General features: G+C 44.3%; 16 protein-coding genes, 1 tRNA gene, 2 pseudogenes and 1 riboswitch. Of the genes and pseudogenes, 10 read left to right on the forward strand and 9 right to left on the reverse strand.

Going from position 1 to position 16102, the window contains the following annotated elements; all coding sequences use genetic code 11:
* Positions 1-675: 675 nt before the first annotated feature.
* Positions 676-1353, forward strand: coding sequence for a 7-cyano-7-deazaguanine synthase QueC (gene queC, locus ACM0OZ_RS07605; RefSeq protein WP_414582186.1), 678 nt, complete (start codon positions 676-678; stop codon positions 1351-1353).
* Between the two features lie 73 nt (positions 1354-1426).
* Here queC and ACM0OZ_RS07610 read toward each other — a convergent pair whose 3' ends face one another.
* Positions 1427-1648: a hypothetical protein gene (locus ACM0OZ_RS07610; RefSeq protein WP_414582187.1), complete on the reverse strand. Its 222-nt coding sequence runs from the start codon at positions 1646-1648 to the stop codon at positions 1427-1429.
* Positions 1649-1704: 56 nt separating this feature from the next.
* Here ACM0OZ_RS07610 and ACM0OZ_RS07615 point away from each other — a divergent pair, with 56 nt between their 5' ends.
* The 3 genes from ACM0OZ_RS07615 to ACM0OZ_RS07625 all read left to right on the forward strand — a co-directional run bounded on the left by ACM0OZ_RS07615 (position 1705) and on the right by ACM0OZ_RS07625 (position 2960).
* A complete protein-coding gene (locus tag ACM0OZ_RS07615) occupies positions 1705-2049 on the forward strand; it encodes a hypothetical protein (protein WP_414580947.1) in 345 nt (114 codons plus the stop codon).
* A 73-nt stretch (positions 2050-2122) separates the two neighbouring features.
* The gene (locus ACM0OZ_RS07620) at positions 2123-2398 is read left to right on the forward strand and encodes a hypothetical protein (protein ID WP_414580946.1); all 276 of its coding nucleotides are present in this window, start codon (positions 2123-2125) and stop codon (positions 2396-2398) included.
* 82 nt (positions 2399-2480) lie between these two features.
* A complete protein-coding gene (locus tag ACM0OZ_RS07625) occupies positions 2481-2960 on the forward strand; it encodes an IS200/IS605 family accessory protein TnpB-related protein (RefSeq protein WP_414582314.1) in 480 nt (159 codons plus the stop codon).
* Between the two features lie 91 nt (positions 2961-3051).
* Here the strand turns inward: ACM0OZ_RS07625 and tsf are convergent.
* The 4 genes and pseudogenes from tsf to ACM0OZ_RS07645 form a co-directional block, all read right to left on the reverse strand.
* Positions 3052-3570: pseudogene (gene tsf / locus ACM0OZ_RS07630) on the reverse strand (translation elongation factor Ts); the annotation flags it as partial.
* A gap of 90 nt (positions 3571-3660) precedes the next feature.
* A complete protein-coding gene (locus tag ACM0OZ_RS07635; protein WP_414582188.1) occupies positions 3661-5010 on the reverse strand; it encodes a hemolysin family protein in 1350 nt (449 codons plus the stop codon).
* A complete protein-coding gene (locus tag ACM0OZ_RS07640; RefSeq protein ID WP_414582189.1) occupies positions 4994-5269 on the reverse strand; it encodes a hypothetical protein in 276 nt (91 codons plus the stop codon). The genes ACM0OZ_RS07635 and ACM0OZ_RS07640 overlap by 17 nt, the downstream gene beginning before the upstream one ends.
* Positions 5270-5278: 9 nt before the next feature.
* The gene (locus ACM0OZ_RS07645; RefSeq protein ID WP_414582190.1) at positions 5279-5983 is read right to left on the reverse strand and encodes a hypothetical protein; all 705 of its coding nucleotides are present in this window, start codon (positions 5981-5983) and stop codon (positions 5279-5281) included.
* 186 nt (positions 5984-6169) lie between these two features.
* Between ACM0OZ_RS07645 and ACM0OZ_RS07650 the strand changes: the two genes are divergently transcribed.
* A tRNA-Ile gene (locus tag ACM0OZ_RS07650) sits at positions 6170-6242 on the forward strand.
* A 184-nt stretch (positions 6243-6426) separates the two neighbouring features.
* Here the strand turns inward: ACM0OZ_RS07650 and ACM0OZ_RS07655 are convergent.
* Positions 6427-6858, reverse strand: coding sequence for a hypothetical protein (locus tag ACM0OZ_RS07655; RefSeq protein WP_414582191.1), 432 nt, complete (start codon positions 6856-6858; stop codon positions 6427-6429).
* A gap of 181 nt (positions 6859-7039) precedes the next feature.
* On the opposite strand from ACM0OZ_RS07655, the gene pyrE reads away from it, so the two are divergent.
* Complete coding sequence (gene pyrE, locus ACM0OZ_RS07660) at positions 7040-7666, forward strand: orotate phosphoribosyltransferase (protein ID WP_414582192.1); 627 nt, start codon at positions 7040-7042, stop codon at positions 7664-7666.
* A 62-nt stretch (positions 7667-7728) separates the two neighbouring features.
* Here pyrE and ACM0OZ_RS07665 read toward each other — a convergent pair whose 3' ends face one another.
* Positions 7729-8043: a hypothetical protein gene (locus tag ACM0OZ_RS07665; protein ID WP_414582193.1), complete on the reverse strand. Its 315-nt coding sequence runs from the start codon at positions 8041-8043 to the stop codon at positions 7729-7731.
* Here ACM0OZ_RS07665 and ACM0OZ_RS07670 point away from each other — a divergent pair.
* Positions 8027-9267 (forward strand): annotated as a pseudogene (locus tag ACM0OZ_RS07670) (RNA-guided endonuclease InsQ/TnpB family protein). The gene ACM0OZ_RS07665 and the pseudogene ACM0OZ_RS07670 overlap by 17 nt on opposite strands.
* Positions 9268-9296: 29 nt before the next feature.
* On the opposite strand, the gene thiC reads toward ACM0OZ_RS07670, so the two are convergent.
* Entirely contained in the window at positions 9297-10676 is a 1380-nt protein-coding gene (gene thiC, locus ACM0OZ_RS07675) for a phosphomethylpyrimidine synthase (protein WP_332989486.1), read from the reverse strand.
* Positions 10677-10683: 7 nt separating this feature from the next.
* Positions 10684-10776: riboswitch (TPP riboswitch) on the reverse strand.
* Positions 10777-10894: 118 nt separating this feature from the next.
* Entirely contained in the window at positions 10895-11059 is a 165-nt protein-coding gene (locus ACM0OZ_RS07680; protein ID WP_414582194.1) for a hypothetical protein, read from the reverse strand.
* A gap of 392 nt (positions 11060-11451) precedes the next feature.
* On the opposite strand from ACM0OZ_RS07680, the gene ACM0OZ_RS07685 reads away from it, so the two are divergent.
* The 3 genes from ACM0OZ_RS07685 (at position 11452) to ACM0OZ_RS07695 (ending at position 15988) form a co-directional block, all read left to right on the forward strand.
* Entirely contained in the window at positions 11452-12051 is a 600-nt protein-coding gene (locus tag ACM0OZ_RS07685) for an rRNA large subunit pseudouridine synthase E (protein WP_414582195.1), read from the forward strand.
* 584 nt (positions 12052-12635) lie between these two features.
* A complete protein-coding gene (locus ACM0OZ_RS07690) occupies positions 12636-14663 on the forward strand; it encodes a serine/threonine phosphatase (protein WP_414582197.1) in 2028 nt (675 codons plus the stop codon).
* Between the two features lie 107 nt (positions 14664-14770).
* The gene (locus tag ACM0OZ_RS07695) at positions 14771-15988 is read left to right on the forward strand and encodes a protein kinase domain-containing protein (protein WP_414582198.1); all 1218 of its coding nucleotides are present in this window, start codon (positions 14771-14773) and stop codon (positions 15986-15988) included.
* The last annotated feature ends 114 nt before the right edge of the window (positions 15989-16102 follow it).

The following is a 16102-nucleotide window of genomic DNA, read 5'->3' on the forward strand; positions in this document are numbered from 1 at the left end:
AAATATAGAGACGCTACGGTCATTGGCTTTGATACTCAATTGCCAATCACCATGCGTCTAAAACCATCCAGATGGTAACATAGAGGTTCTATTTATGAAGAATTTCAAAGTTTCTTGTGAGTTCCCGTCATCTAGGTCACTTTTATGTGTTCTGTTCAAATTGATGTTTTTTTTACACTTTACAAAAACTATAATGAGTTTTTTTATGAACTCTAAGAAATAACTAAGACGTTAATAAAGTTCTCTTTGTTTCACAAAAAAAATAATTACTGAAAGCAAAATCTACATCAAGGTGTAGGGTGTAGGCAGGACATTTTTCGACAGAACATCATCCCAGTCGCACGCCAGTTGCACGCGCCTCGGGCGAATCCTCCGTATACGCTTCACGCATAAGCACGGTGAGCCAGCGCTGCAGGAGGTGAGACCAGCGCTGCAGGAGGGTCTCCCTCCGTAGGCGACTGGCGAACCCGAAGGGGTTTCCCGACCCAGGCGACTGGTGAGACCAGTCCTGTTGGCGCAGCCTGCCCGCAGGGCTTAGGCGGGTCTCCCAACAAGCGGGAACTGGCGAACCCCGAAGGGGCGCTGTCCTCCTCAACAAAGCACACCTCCGCAGCCGAAACGCTCTTTCACACCCTGTTTTTGTAAATGACTTTGTTTAAATAAAAACTACTTAGTATGAAAGCTGTCATTCTACTGTCTGGTGGATTAGATTCTTCCACAGTTCTTTACCAAGCGCAAGCTGATGGTTGTGAGTGCTATACCATCTGCTTTGATTACCAACAGCGACATCGGCGAGAGTTAAGCTCAGCTTTGGCGATCGCTCAAAAAGCTGACGTAGTAGACCATCAAGTGGTAAGGTTTGATTTAAGACAATGGGGCGGTTCGGCACTTACGGATGACGCTATTGATTTACCCCAAAAGCGTGAGCTAGAGGAAATGTCTCAAACTATCCCTGTCACCTATGTTCCTGCTCGTAATACCATCTTTTTAAGCTTTGCCCTTGCCTACGCCGAAACTATTGCCGCACAACGTATTTACATTGGTGTTAACGCCTTAGATTACTCTGGCTATCCTGATTGTCGCCCTGATTATATCCAGGCAATGCAGGAGGTGTTTCGTTTAGGAACAAAACAAGGACGTTCAGGGGAACCTATCTCGATTGTCACACCGCTGATTCATTTAAAGAAAACTGAAATTATCCAACTTGGCAACAAGCTGGGAGTTCCTTGGGAACTCACATGGTCTTGCTATGCAGGAGGCGATGTTGCTTGCGGTGTCTGTGATGCTTGCCGCTTGCGTCTTGCTGCTTTTGCGGAACTGGGATTGAAAGATCCTCTGGCTTACGCTGTGTAGGGGTTAGTAACTGTTAGCTAATATCTCCCCATATCTCTACAAAGCTCGACAGTTTGTACAGATATTTGGTTTTTTAGGGCGTTTGACGCAGCTCGGCTGCCCATTGCTGTAAAAATTCCCGAACCCATCTACTGTAGGTCATTTCAGGCGGTTTTACCTTATCTATCTCTTCTACAACCCAACCATCGATCACCACGGTGGCTTGGGTTTTGTCTTTAAGGTAATTTTGTTGATATTCTTTGACTTTTTCCGGGTGGGCATTTTGCCATAATTTCTCTGATTTTCTTTTCGGCATAGTTGACAACCTTTTTCATTTTAACTACTCTATTATAGTAGTTAAAACGTCGTGTCATGCAATTAGTAGAACGTCACGTAATTGATAGACAGCATAAGCACTGGCAAGAATGTGACAAACTAGCATTTCTATCTAAGAATTTATGGAATGCTGCTAATTACATCTGTCGTCAGCACTTCTTTGCTAATGGTGCAAAATTAGATTTTAATTCTCTGTACCATGCCACTAAAAATTTAGTTGATTATCAGGTACTGCCTACTAAAGTAAGTAAACAGATCATCCGGAGGCTTGAGCAAGCTTGGACAACATTTATAAAGGCAGAAAAAGCTTATTACAAAAATCCGTCTAAGTTTGTAGGCAAACCACGGATACCAGGTTATAAACACAAAACGCCCATGTAGAAACATTCTGCCTTATCCAGGCAAAGAGTCCATTGCCAAAAAGTTATTGGCGAGGGGAATTTGTAAGCTGTCAATGTCTAATATTGAATTCCCTACAAAGGCTTTAGATATTGCAGAAGTTAGGATTATTCCGTCATCTTGTTGTTATGTCATAGAAGTAGTTTACACTCGTCATCAACCTCAGCATACAAACAATACAGGCGTTGCTGGTGTAGATTTAGGTCTTAACAATTTGATGGCTGTAACCACTAACCAACCAGGTGTTAAGCCTCTGTTGGTAACAGGCAAGCCATTAAAAGCGATTAATACCTTCTATAACACTCATACGCGCTCAATACCAATCGGTTGAAGCCACCACTAAAATTAAACAAATTACTCATAAGCGAAATTGCCGTGTTGATAACTATCTTCACACTAGCACCCGCCGGGTAATTGATTGGTGTGTTAGCAATTCCGTAGGTACTTTGATTATTGGTAAAAATGATGGAATCAAAAATGGTATTAAGTTAGGTAAGAAAAATAATCAGCAATTTGTTAACATTCCTCATACCACTCTCGTTGGAATGCTCACTTACAAAGCTGAGTTAGTAGGTATCAAAGTTGTCGTAACAGAAGAGTCATATACCTCAAAAGCAAGTGCTTTAGATAATGATAAAATTCCTGTTTACGCCCAAGTGAAAAAAGAGCCTAAATTCTCAGGTTATCGTGTCAAGCGTGGCTTGTATCGTACTGCTAAAAAACAGCTAATAAATGCTGACGTTAACGGCAGCATGAATATAATTCGCAAAGTAATCAGTAATGCTTTCAGCCAGGGAATAAAGGCATTGCCGTTTATGCCTTTAGTGGTAGACCCATTAAGAACCCAAAAACATACATATCTGCTCACACAAGCTTTTCAAGCTGTTGTATAGATTTGCATAGGTTTTTAGGAGCGGTAAGGCAAGAGATCTTAACATGAAGTGTTAACCGTTTTAACGCGCAACACCTGCTTGGTCGCTACATCTACTCAAGCTCAGCCTCTGCTGCTAGTGGATCAGGCGGATTTGGCAAAGGCTTGCGCTTAATACCGCTACCGGAACTTGGTGGAGGTGGATTCGTAGACTCATCGAGTATAAAGCGAACAAAACGACGAACCTGAATGTTTTCACCTAATTGAGCGATGCATAGCTTTATTAAATCCGCCACTGTAATGCTTTGATCCCGGATGTAGGGTTGAGCCAGCAAACACATTTCCTGAGTGTGCTTTTCAATCCGCCCTTGAACAATCTTTTCCGTAATAAAGTCTTGCTTGCCGCTTAAATCGTCCCGAGTCATTTCAATTGCTTTTTCTTTCTCGACAACGTCCGCCGGAATATCGCTCGCTTTTATGTACTTGACATTTGGGCAAGCAGCAACTTGCATTGCAATGTTTTTTGCCAAATCTCTCAGTTCTGAAGTTCGGGCAGTCCACTCAGTTTCGCAGTTAACCTCCACCAACACCCCAACGCGATTTCCAGTGTGGATATATGATTCGATGACTCCTGGCATTAGTAATACTCCCGGCGTGAAAATCATCTCCACAATTATTGTAGTATATGTAATACAAATCTTCTTTTGCGTCTTCCTCTCCCTCTACTCCTCCTCCAACCGTCGCACTTGAATCTGGTGCAAGCGCGGTCCACTGACTGACACGACTGTGAATTCTAGATTTTCATAGCAAAAGGTTTCGCCAAGCGGGGGAACTTTCTGCAACTGGTAAAGTAAGAAGCCCCCTAAAGTTTGGTATTCTTTCTTTAAGGGCAAATTAAGATGCAAAACCTCATTGAGGTCTTCTAAGTTGATCTGCGCCTGCACGAGAAAAATCTGCTCGTCTAAAATCTTGATCAGCAGGTCGTTAGTACCGTCTGGTTCGCCTAGGTTGCCGATAATTTGAGCGATAATGTCTTGGATGGTGACCAGTCCTACAGTACCACCAAATTCATCTACCACCATCACCATAGTTGGTTGCTCTCGCTGCATCATTGGCAAGATCTCGTTTAAGACGGTATGTTCTGGCACAAACCTTGCAGGACGCATCCACGGCTGGATTTGTGTTTCTAAAGTCAGTTTGCCCATAGCCAAGGGTTTTGCCAAGTCTTTGAAGTAAAGAATGCCACGAATATCGTCCAAAGATTCTCCAATAACAGGGTAGCAAGAGTGACCTGTAGCTACCATTTCTGCAAGAAAAGTCTGGAAGGTGGCGACTTTTGGCAACGCTACAATGCTGGTACGAGGAACCATGACTGCTTGAACTGTCTGGTAGCCAAACTCAAAGACCTTTTTGAGCAATTCTCTCTCTTTTGCCTGCAAGCCAATCGATTCACGTTCTGTGGAAATAATCAGTTGTAATTCTTCAGGTGTAACAGGTGATCTCCAGCTTTGACCAGCGTATTCGATACGAAAAAGTCGCAACAGCCAGCGAGTTGATTGGTTGAGAATCCAAATAAAGGGGCTAAAAAATCTGACAGTTGCTCTGACCGACGGTCCCAAAAACCTTGCCAGCTGTTCTGAATACAGCATAGCTACTGATTTAGGACAAAGTTCTCCCAAAACTATTTGCAAATAGGCTATGAAAAAAAAGGTGATCGGGATTGAGAAAGAATGAGCGATAACTGTACTCATTCCTTTAGGTAAAGGTAAAAATAGTAGCGATGCTTTAAAGAGCACAACTATCGTACCTTCTCCAATCCACCCTAATGCCAAACTAGAAAGGGTAATGCCCAATTGAGTTGTAGATAGCAATCGATCAATACTGCGTTGCAGCACCTCAACGGCGATCGCCTGAAGATCACCAGCCTGCACAAGCTGATGAATGCGCGATCGCCGCACTGTCACCATAGAAAACTCTGCTGTCACAAAAAAGGCATTGATAGCAATCAGCAGTAGCACTGACAACAATCGCAGCCCTACATCTGTCAAACTTAAGCTAGAAAAACCACTCACTGTCAAAGCTCGTGTAATACTGATGCCCCCAAATGGAAAAATAGTCTGGGAATTTTGGATTGGAAATAGTTAGTTGTTGGTTATTAGCTGTTAGTTGATTTTCCTTGACTGATAACCATTGATTACTAACCCTTGGGGTGAGCCAGTTGCTCACGGGGAGCCACTCCGTTGCGGGGGTTCCCCCCGTTGAAGGAAGTGGCGTGGAAACCCCCTGCGTACCCGTCACTGGCTCACCACTAACCAGTACCCAATCTCTCAATGCTCCAACCTACCTTTCTACAGGAATATTTGACACTTCTAGCCGCAGTCTTTGAGCGGGATAATCTGTCAGAGCAAGAGAAACGCGGTTGACATCATCAAGTAAAGCCGTAGGAATGCTCACCGTGCCAGAATAACTAGGTCCATTTGCTGGCAATTCTGATGGTAAGCCCTCTGTGCTAGCGCTCAAAGTCCGTCCTTTGTCATCAGAGACATCCAAAAAACTATATAGGAAGCGCACAGAATCTTTACCTTTGTTTTGCATTTTTACTTTTAACAGCAAAGCACCACCAGAAAAGCGAGCAGATTGCACGGAAATGCTGACACCCTCGCTTTCACTGTTAATGGGAAATCCTGCTTGAGGCTTTTCTTCTTCAGCCACTTGCAAGGGTTTTTCCTCTCGCTTCTTCTTGCTGTTGTTTGTCTCCTCGTCATCGTCGTCTTGTTTCTTTGATTTAGCAGCCTTGGTTTTGCCCTCAATGCGTGATTTGACAATTTTCAAGATTTCATCTTCCTTAAGTAGAGCAAGCCCTGTATGTTGCTCCTTCGCTGATTTACTGCTGGCAAATTTATTTGTGGGACGAGCATCTGGCGATGTGACGCCTTTGAGTGCTGCACTTCCCAAAGTAAATCCCCAAAACGCACTCACAGAACCAGATCCCAACATCAGGATTAACAAAATCAGAGTTAGAAGTACAGTAGAATTTAGTTTCATTGTCGCCAAGCCATTGCACAAGAATGCTGGTCTATTTAAAAGTATCGAAGCTGTTTACTTTAATTCCTAGAGGAACTTAATCAATATTAGTCTGCACTATCGCGTCCTCAAAGGTGTAGTCTAAAAATTAGATCTGATATCTTAGATTGTCAAACTGTGTGAACTTACGCTACAATTGATTCTCGACCAGGGTTGGCCGAGCGGTTGAGGCAGCGAACTCATAATTCGCGTTAGGCAGGTTCAACTCCTGCACCCTGGACTAATCATGAACAAAGAAAATAAAAGAAATAAGAAAGAATCTGGTTTTAGGGACTTTCAAATAAAAAATTATCCAACAACCTCTTGTAAAGGCAGACGATACGAGAGGCAAGCTGTCCGCCTCATCCCACAAGATGGATAATTTTTGTTGGAAATCCCTTGTATTGCTTCTTTTTTCTTTGCTTTCACCGAGATGGTGCAGCTTCAAATTGGAACTGAGTTCCTCCTTTAGGTTGATTCGCATTCATGCGAGGAGAGGCGAGTAGTGACGAGTTGTAAGGATTTGGTAAATCCCGGGTACGAATGTATTGATCATGACCAACCTGCTGATTTAGGACATCGCGATACACAATGTTAACTAACTCAGCATCTCGCGCAATTTTATTTTCCGGAAATGAGTTGCGCAAAATAGAACCAGATCCAAGTATTTCGTTAATTTGACTTTTCAAAGTCTGACTTCCATAAAAATTGGGGTCGTTTCTAAAAAAAGCACGTTCAAACACCTCATTCGGTGTTTCATAATTGGGTGTTTGCGCTTGGGCTACTCCAACTGCTGGAAAACTTATAGTAGCTACCAATAGCAATAAACCACCTATGGCTTTGAATTTTATACCCATATTCATTGCTCCTCAAGTATTTAGGCTAATCTTGACTTATGCTGGATTTCAGAACTCCCATAAAAGTGCTGAGTCGATTTCCACTGAACACTGAGGACTCATTGGTTAGGACTTTCTCAGTACCTCAGCACTGTTTTCGTGAGTTCAACCTTTTGTGTAGCATAAATTTTTACCAGTTCTAATGACGTATCAAGCGGAAAGCCTTACGAACTCTAGTGTCTGGGCAGCTACTAGTGATTTAGTAACCCTGCGCCAACACTTACTAGATTTATTTTGTCAACTAGCATATCAAGAAGGTGATTTTGTCCTGTCTTCCGGACAGCCTAGTTCTTACTATATCAATGGCAAGCAGGTAACACTGCATCCTCAAGGTGCTTTGGCAATTGGTCGTATTCTTCTATCACTGCTCCCTTTGGATACCCAAGCTGTTGCTGGGTTAACACTGGGCGCTGATCCAATTGTGACAGCAGTGAGTGTCGTTTCTACTTACGAAAACCGACCGATTCCGGCGCTGATTGTTCGCAAAGAGGCGAAAGGATACGGTACGAAGGCATATATTGAAGGTCCCAGTTTGCCCGAAGGTGCAAAAATCGTCGTTTTGGAAGATGTCGTCACCACTGGACAATCTGCTATGAAAGCAGTAGAACGGCTAAGAGCAGCAGGTTATAGCGTCAATCAAGTCATTGCACTAGTAGATCGCCAGCAAGGTGGAGCAGAGTTTTACCAACAAGCCGGGTTGCAGTTTGAGGCGGTGTTTCAAATTGACGAGATTCAACAGCGATATCGACAAATAGGAACAGCGAAGTAGGTAATGGATCATGGGTTAGTAGTAAGCGATCGCTTACCTAAAACAGCAAGAAGGCTCACGTCTCACCCGTTCGCGTAGCGTGCCAAAGGCATAGGGGAGCGTGAGGACGGACAGTTACCTACGGAGGGAAACCCTCCTGCAGTACTGTCCTCATGAATTGCTTTGTGAGTTGACGACGGTTCTCCGACCAAGCAGTCAACGGCGAGGGAGGAGAACAGGTCGGAAACGAACAGATTTGTATATTTAGACTTGCTGCAAGTTTTTGTGTTATCATGAATTTTGATACACGGTAAAAGGTCGATACCCTCCGGGTTCGCCAGTTTGGCGGGACGGAAACCGACACCGCCAACTGGACTCACCATGTACAGAGCAGTCAAAGTCAGAATCTATCCTACTAATGAGCAAGAGTCTTATCTAGCTCAATGTTTTGGCAATACTCGTTGGTTGTGGAACTATATGCTAAATGCTACAACCACAGCGTATAAAGAAACAGGGAAAGGGCTTTCCAAGGCTGCGATGGACAAGTTATTGCCAGGGTTAAAGAAAGAATATGAATGGTTAGGGCTTGCATATAGTCAGGTATTGCAACGAGTAACTTTTAATCTTTCTAGCGCATTCGTCAACTTCTTTGAAGGACGCGCTAAATATCCCAATTTCAAGTCTAAACATGGTAAACAATCGATTCAATATCCTCAAAACGTAAAACTTATGCCACAGGATTCTGTCATTAAGTTTCCTGGTAATTTGGGGATGGTTAAAGCCGTGTTTCACTCATATCTACCAGATGCAAAATTCACAACTGTAACCATATCGAAAAATGCAGATGGTAGATATTATGCATCTGTTCTATTCAATCAAGAGGATGAGCCAGTAGTTGCCGTTAACGAGGCTATTGGGATAGACCTTGGATTGAAAAATTTCGCTGTAACTTCTGACGGTTCAAAATATGATCTACCTAAGAAGCGACTAGCAAAGTTAGAGAAGAATAGAAAACGTAAACAAAAGAAATTATCTAGGAAAACCGACAAAACATCTAACAAGCGTCGTAAGGCTAAACAGTTAGTAGCAAAAGTTACGAGCATTCTAGCTAGAGTCAGAGAGGATTTTCTACACAAGCTATCTCGCAGTCCGGGCATACGAAAACCAAGTGATTTGTGTAGAAGATTTGGCAGTCAAGAACATGGTGAAAAATCCTAACCTTGCAAAAGCTATTAGTGACCAAGGTTGGGGAATGTTTTTAACCATGCTGAAATACAAGGCTGAGAGATTTGGGCATACTTATCTTGAAATAAATCGCTTCTTTCCATCTTCTCAACTTTGTAGTCAGACTCTACTACCAATCCCAATGTTACAAAATGGTTATGATTCATTGGCTATTAGGTTTGTAGATTGTCCACATTGTCAGAAACAGCATGATAGAGACATCAATGCTGCCATAAATATCAGAAATGAAGGTTTGCGATTATGGGCGTTAGGAACTAGCGCTTCTGCCCACCGAGGGGATGTAAGACCAAAGTCTTCTGGACGTAAAAAATCCACAAAAGACCGAGGCAATCCCCAATGAATTGGGAAGCCTACACTCACCGCTTGCGGGAGTGTAGGTAGTTCACTACCACCCAATAGGCAATTCTTAACTTTGAGTTACCACTTCCTTGTCCTTCGCCAAGAACTTCTCGAGTTCTGTCAGTGCATCAGCATCAACTTTGGTTTGCATTGGGCAGAACTTGGGACCGCACATCGAACAAAACTCAGCAGTTTTGTAAATGTCTGCTGGTAAAGTTTCATCGTGATATTCCCTCGCTCTTTCGGGGTCGAGTGATAATTCAAACTGACGGTTCCAGTCGAAGTTGTAACGCGCAGTAGACAGTTCATCGTCTCTGTCTCTTGCGCCTGGGCGGTGTCTGGCAATATCTGCTGCGTGAGCTGCTATTTTGTAGGCAATCAAACCGTTGCGTACGTCTTCGGAATTGGGCAAGCCTAAGTGTTCTTTCGGTGTGACGTAGCATAGCATGGCAGTACCGTACCAGCCAGCCATTGCTGCCCCAATTGCGGAAGTGATGTGGTCGTAACCGGGGGCGATGTCCGTTACCAATGGTCCTAGCACGTAGAAAGGAGCTTCAGAACACTCTTCCATCTGCTTTTTGACGTTGAACTCAATTTGGTCCATCGGGACGTGTCCAGGACCTTCTACCATGACCTGTACGTCATGCTCCCAAGCTTTGCGAGTGAGTTTTCCGAGAGTTTTAAGTTCAGCTAATTGTGCTTCATCAGAAGCATCATGGGTACAACCAGGACGCAGGGAGTCACCATAACTGAAGGAGACATCGTATTTCTTAAAAATTTCAATGATGTCGCGCAAGTGCGTATAAAGCGGGTTTTGCTTGTGATGGTGTAGCATCCATCTTGCCAGAATGCCGCCACCGCGAGACACAATGCCAGTGATGCGACTTCTCACTAAGGGCAAATGCTCAATTAAAATCCCGGCGTGGATAGTCATGTAATCGACACCCTGCTGGGCGTGTTTCTCGATAACATGAAGAAAATCATCTGGTGTCAGCTTTTCAATGTTGCCGTGGACACTTTCTAAAGCTTGGTAAACTGGTACTGTGCCAATTGGTACTGGTGAAGCTTTGATAATAGCAGTACGAATTTCATCCAAGTTACCGCCACCAGTGGACAAGTCCATTACGGTATCAGCGCCATACTTCACCGCTAAGTTCAGCTTTGCAACCTCTTCATCAAGATTGGAAGAGTTAGGACTCGCGCCAATATTAGCATTTACCTTACACTTGGAGGCGATACCAATACACATTGGCTCCAAGTTCGTGTGGTTGATGTTAGCAGGGATAATCATCCGTCCCCGTGCTACTTCGTCTCTAACGAGCTCAACGGGAAGGTTTTCCCGCTGAGCAACGTAATGGATTTCTTCGGTGATGACACCCTGACGGGCATAATGCATTTGAGTAACATTACTCTGCCCATGCCGCTTGGCGACCCATTCTGTCCGCATATTTGCTTTCCTCGATAAACAGCTTCCCTCCGCCGGTATTACCCGGATTCAGGTGTTAAGGGTGTAATCTCAGCCTATGCAGGCACCCCTAGCATGGGAATTGATTTTACCACCTTCGTTGTGGGTGCAAGCAAGAAGTTGACAAATTATGAAGAAAGTGAGGTGGAGGGGTTGGTTAAGCAGAAGGTAGAGTGCAAAGTCATTTTGTTATAAATTGGCTACATATAGTAAGTAAATACCCGCACAGAGGTGACGTTGAAAAGCTTATACTTCAAAAGCTTATAAGTAGCCATCATGAACTGCTTACACCCTTCGGGTTCAGCAGTCGCCTGGCTGTCGGGAAACCAACGCCAGTCACCTGGGCGTGGGAAACCCGCCTGCATGGCTAGCGCTCCTCCTGCAGCGCTGCTTCACCAGGACAGATGAAAATTTATTCTTTCTTCTGCATTCCTAGCTGCGGAGTTCTGAGTTGTATTTTCAAGTCAGGTCGGTGAGAATAACTCAAACTATGTTAACCAATGTAAAAAATATGGAAATTACTTCGTAGTGAGGGCTTCAGCCCTTAAAGTGGGGCTTTAGCCCTCACTACAAACTTTTAATTATTAAAGCACTCAGGGGGAAGCTGAGATTTAGGGATGGTAGAGGGCGATTGGCTTTGCCACTGCCCCGAATCGCGATCGCCCTTAAGCTCTGGTAAGCTGCAAACAAGGGGAGATGGGGAGATGGGGATCTGGGAAGCAATAACTAATGACTAATGACTAATGACTAATGACTAATGACTATTGACTATCGATATATTCTGTTTTATAAACCTTATGGCGTCCTAAGCCAATTTACAAAAGACTCGCCAACACGCAGCACCTTGAAAGATTACATCGAGGTTCCTGATGTGTATCCTGTGGGGCGTTTAGATTGGGACAGTGAAGGGTTACTCCTGTTGACTAACCACGGACAATTGCAACATCGCCTCTCGCATCCCCGGTTTGGACACGAACGTACTTACTGGGTACAGGTGGAACGAATTCCTGATGCTGCGGCTTTGACGCAGCTGCAAGAAGGTGTGATAATTCAAGATTACCGGACTCGACCAGCCTTGGTGCAGCTATTACCAACACCTTCTTTACCAGAACGGGATCCGCCGATTAGATTTCGCAAAAATGTGCCGACAGCGTGGTTGGAAATGACTTTAACAGAGGGGAAAAATCGTCAGGTACGGCGAATGACAGCGGCTGTAGGATTTCCGACTTTGCGCCTCATTAGGGTAGCGATCGCTCACCTACATTTAGATGGTCTCCAACCAGGTCAATGGCGTGATTTGACTCCTCGTGAACTCAAATTGTTACTTGATTTAGCTTTTGCAGGTCGAGGCGCGTAGTTCCCAGAAACGAGGTGTAGGGGTGTAGAAATTGCTGCGGCTCAATTATTAAGTATTTTTGAAAAATTTTACCAGATTCTTAGTAATGACTCTTGGAGACAAGCAAGCACAGGATGAGGAGTGACACTGATACAAAAACATACAAACTACATAGAAGGAACAATGGAAGTTGAAAGTCGGTCTTATAGCGCTTGCTTGGCTATTCAACTCCCTCTGCTGCTTGAGGGGTGATTGGAAAGATGAGGAAGAGAAAGAGAATAAGACAAATGTGACAGATGTGACAGATGTGATTTTTTTGACTTTATTATCTGCCTTATCTCCCCACGCCCTAAATTTCCTAAACCTAAAGATATGTGTTGGAATATGCCACAAAGTCTAGCTTTAATGGCAATTTATTGTGAGGAGATATGTTGCCGTATCTGAAATCTATCGTTAATATGCGTAACAATTAAGACTGCCACCAAAATTCGCCAGATGAACCACAATATTTTGTCGGTCTACTGTAGGCAGGTGCTAACAAATATGGCACTTTTGGATTCTAGTGGCTAGAAGCACCTTGGATCGGGAATTAAGGAACTTCCACAATGCTGATTTGCCCTCAGTGTAACTTTGAAAACCCCAATACCAACAAATTTTGTCAAAACTGTGGCGCTTCTCTGACCCAAAAGGTCTGTCCAGAGTGCAGTACTTATGTGGCTTTGAATGCACAACGATGTGATAACTGTGGCGCAGAATGCGGAACAGTTCTGTGGGCAATTATTACTCAGGAAGGAACTTTTGCGGCTGGGGAAAATAGGGGAGATAGGGAAGCAATATTTTCTTCCTCATCCTTCTTATCCTCCTCATCCTCCTCATCCTCCTCATCCTCCTTATCCCCTCTTCCCTCCACTTCCCCTCTGTCGGTAGGGTCGTATCTAGACCCACAGAAGCGCTATCAACTGCTAGAACCGCTACCAGCCTTAGGGGAAATTGCTGCTAATACTGAGGTGTGCGTTAGGGTTCTAGATTGCCAACCATACCAACTGTCGCTCCTTGAGGTCATGCTAGCAAATGAGCAACAGGGGTTAGCAACGCCATCAGTGGGGGAGCAGAAAATTCCCAGTCTCGCTAAACCTTATATTGCATTACAATCCTGGTGCCATTTGGGAATACCGCCGATTCATGATGCTTGGCAGGATGAAAATATACAGGTGATACTGATCGAAGACCGCTCAAACTGGCAAAAATTACTTGAACTGTGGCGAGAAGATACGACAAGTTCGCTACAAATTGTACACTTTTTTTACCAGATGACCCAACTATGGGCGGTGCTGGAAACAGTAAAGTGCCGTCAAAGTCTGTGGGAGTTGGGGAATCTCCGACTCGATGAAGACCTGTCGCTAGCACTACAGCGCTTGTATGTAGAATTACCAGGTAACCCATCGGCTGCTGAGTTATCAGAAGATTTAGAACCACAGCTAGAAGCACAGCCCTTTACAGTCCAAATTTTAGGACGAGTTTGGCAAGCGCTTTTTAGACAGTCTCAACGCACTCAATTTGGCTCTATTTTACACCTTATAGGAGAGTTGGAACTCGGAAAGATCCAAACGCTCGTGGAGCTGCAATCACGTTTGGAAGCTATAGCCTCTGAATTGCAAGGCAATTCCACAAGTGTTCCAATCACCCGAACAATGCCCTACAGTACCGCTACGCCCACTGTCTTGCAATTAGATGAGCCAGAGGATGACACTGAATTGAAAACCGATGATATGCCCACACTTGTTCTGCCGATGCAGTTAGTAAGTTTGGAAAATGCAGGGCTTACTGATGTAGGACGTCAACGTGACCATAACGAAGATTACTTTGGTATTGAAACAAAAATTCATAAGTTAGAATTGCCCAACAGCCGTACTTTGCAAGCGCGTGGTTTGTATGTTCTGTGCGATGGAATGGGCGGACACGCTGGTGGGGAGGTTGCTAGTGCCTTAGCTGTCAGTTCTTTGCGCCAGTACTTTCAAACCCACTGGACTTCTGACCAACTGCCCACAGAAGATGATATCCGAGAAGCGGTACGGCAAGCTAATCAAGCCATTTTCGATGTCAATCAACAAGATTCCCGTTCTGGGGTTGGGCGCATGGGTACCACCCTCATTATGGTTTTAATCCAAGATACTCATGTCGTGGTGGCTCATGTGGGAGATAGTCGTCTCTACCGGGTGACTCCCAAAAGAGGACTGGAACAAATCACGGTAGACCATGAAGTTGGTCAACGGGAAATTTCTCGGGGTGTGGAACCTAGTGTGGCATACTCGCGCCCTGATGCTTACCAACTTACCCAAGCCCTTGGTCCTCGCGATGAACACTTGATTATTCCCGATGTACAGTTTTTGGAGATAAATGAAGATTCCCTTTTTGTTCTTGCTTCGGATGGTTTGTCAGATAATGATTTGTTGAAAATTCATTGGCAAACTCACTTAGCGCCTCTGCTAAGTTCTAGTGCCAATTTGGAAAGTGGCGTTCAAGCTTTAATTGATTTGGCAAACCATTACAATGGTCATGACAATATTACTGCTGTAGTTATCCGGGCAAAAGTCCGCCCGCATTTAGAACAACAGCAATCAATTTTAGATTAGGGATTTATTTAAGGAGGATGAGCAAGTAAATGAATAATGGTTAGTCTTTCTCAATACTCGCTTGGCTGTCTACGCTCATCTCCTTAATCCCTAATCAAAAATCGTCTATGGTCACGCTGACCCTGTTAGAACCGCAACAAAAAACACCTCTTAGGCAGTGGCACTTTGACGACGAGTCCATTATACGGATTGGTCGTTCGGCAGATAATGACGTTGTTTTAAGTGACACTTTGGTTTCGCGGTATCATTTAGAACTCAAACAAATCAGTTCTGATAAAAATGGCGGTTCTTGGCAGGTGATTAGTCAAGGCATAAATGGTACTTTTCTCAATGGCGTCTTGGTGACTCAGGCTTTTTTGCCAGATAATTCCCTGCTGCAACTGGCACAGGGCGGTCCCATATTGAAATTCCAAATTGACCAGCAAACTGCTCCACAATATTCTCCCACCGCCTCACCCAACACTTGCACGCACCAAGGAAATTCGCCTAACAATTTGTTTTGCATCCACTGCGGTGAACCTCTGTCGGTGATACAGACGATTCGTCAATATCAGGTCTTGCAAATTCTGGGACAGGGAGGTATGGGGACTACCTATCTCGCTTGGGATAAACAAGGAAAAATTGCCGGACACGCACAACTGCTGGTGCTCAAGCAGATGAATGCTGATATGGCGAAAATTGCCAAGGCACAAGAATTATTTGAACGAGAAGCAAATACTCTCAAATCCCTCAGCCATGTTGGAATTCCTAAGTATTACGACTTCTTTGTTGAAGGTGGCAAGAAATATTTGGCGATGGAATTAGTCCACGGTCAAGATTTAGAAAAACTTATTTATTTAAAAGGACCAGTTACGCCAAATTTAGCGGTTAATTGGATGATTCAAACCTGCGATATTTTGGACTATCTCCATAGCAAAGAACCACCACTGATCCACCGCGATATTAAACCCGCTAACCTCATGGTGCGAAATTCTAATAATCGCATAGTGATGCTGGATTTTGGGGCGGTGAAAGAGATTGGCACCGCACCTGGAACTCGTATTGGTGCAGAGGGTTATTGTGCCCCCGAACAAGAACGGGGACAACCTCTGACTCAATCCGATTTATATGCCATTGGACCAACGCTTATTTTTCTGCTGACTGGCGAAAGCCCATTTAAGTTCTATCGCCAGAGGGGACGCAGTTTTCGCTTTGAAGTGGCCAATGTTCCCACTATTACTCCGCAGTTGCGCGAGGTGATTGACCGCGCTACAGAACCTCTGGCACGCGATCGCTACCAAACGGCTAAGGAATTAGCACAGGCTTTGGCTGCGTGCCAAGTTTAGGGAATAGGGGAACAGGGAATAGGTGACAAGGCAGAGGGGATAAGCTAGAAACTAGAGGCGACACACAAAAGCTTGAACCTTTTATCTGTAACCTGTAACCTATCACCTATCCCC

This window comes from Scytonema sp. PCC 10023, from assembly GCF_963920835.1.
GTDB lineage: Bacteria > Cyanobacteriota > Cyanobacteriia > Cyanobacteriales > Nostocaceae > Kalymmatonema.

Excerpts from the sequence above, each read along its gene's own strand:
- ACM0OZ_RS07645 (WP_414582190.1), bottom strand. The coding sequence starts at position 5,983 with ATGAAACTAAATTCTACTGTACTTCTAACTCTGATTTTGTTAATCCTG.
- pyrE (WP_414582192.1), top strand. The coding sequence starts at position 7,040 with ATGACGTATCAAGCGGAAAGCCTTACGAACTCTAGTGTCTGGGCAGCT.
- ACM0OZ_RS07655 (WP_414582191.1), bottom strand. The coding sequence starts at position 6,858 with ATGGGTATAAAATTCAAAGCCATAGGTGGTTTATTGCTATTGGTAGCT.
- ACM0OZ_RS07615 (WP_414580947.1), top strand. The coding sequence starts at position 1,705 with ATGCAATTAGTAGAACGTCACGTAATTGATAGACAGCATAAGCACTGG.
- thiC (WP_332989486.1), bottom strand. The coding sequence starts at position 10,676 with ATGCGGACAGAATGGGTCGCCAAGCGGCATGGGCAGAGTAATGTTACT.
- ACM0OZ_RS07610 (WP_414582187.1), bottom strand. The coding sequence starts at position 1,648 with ATGCCGAAAAGAAAATCAGAGAAATTATGGCAAAATGCCCACCCGGAA.
- ACM0OZ_RS07620 (WP_414580946.1), top strand. The coding sequence starts at position 2,123 with ATGTCTAATATTGAATTCCCTACAAAGGCTTTAGATATTGCAGAAGTT.
- ACM0OZ_RS07690 (WP_414582197.1), top strand. The coding sequence starts at position 12,636 with ATGCTGATTTGCCCTCAGTGTAACTTTGAAAACCCCAATACCAACAAA.
- ACM0OZ_RS07685 (WP_414582195.1), top strand. The coding sequence starts at position 11,452 with ATGACTATTGACTATCGATATATTCTGTTTTATAAACCTTATGGCGTC.
- ACM0OZ_RS07680 (WP_414582194.1), bottom strand. The coding sequence starts at position 11,059 with ATGCAGGCGGGTTTCCCACGCCCAGGTGACTGGCGTTGGTTTCCCGAC.
- queC (WP_414582186.1), top strand. The coding sequence starts at position 676 with ATGAAAGCTGTCATTCTACTGTCTGGTGGATTAGATTCTTCCACAGTT.
- ACM0OZ_RS07695 (WP_414582198.1), top strand. The coding sequence starts at position 14,771 with ATGGTCACGCTGACCCTGTTAGAACCGCAACAAAAAACACCTCTTAGG.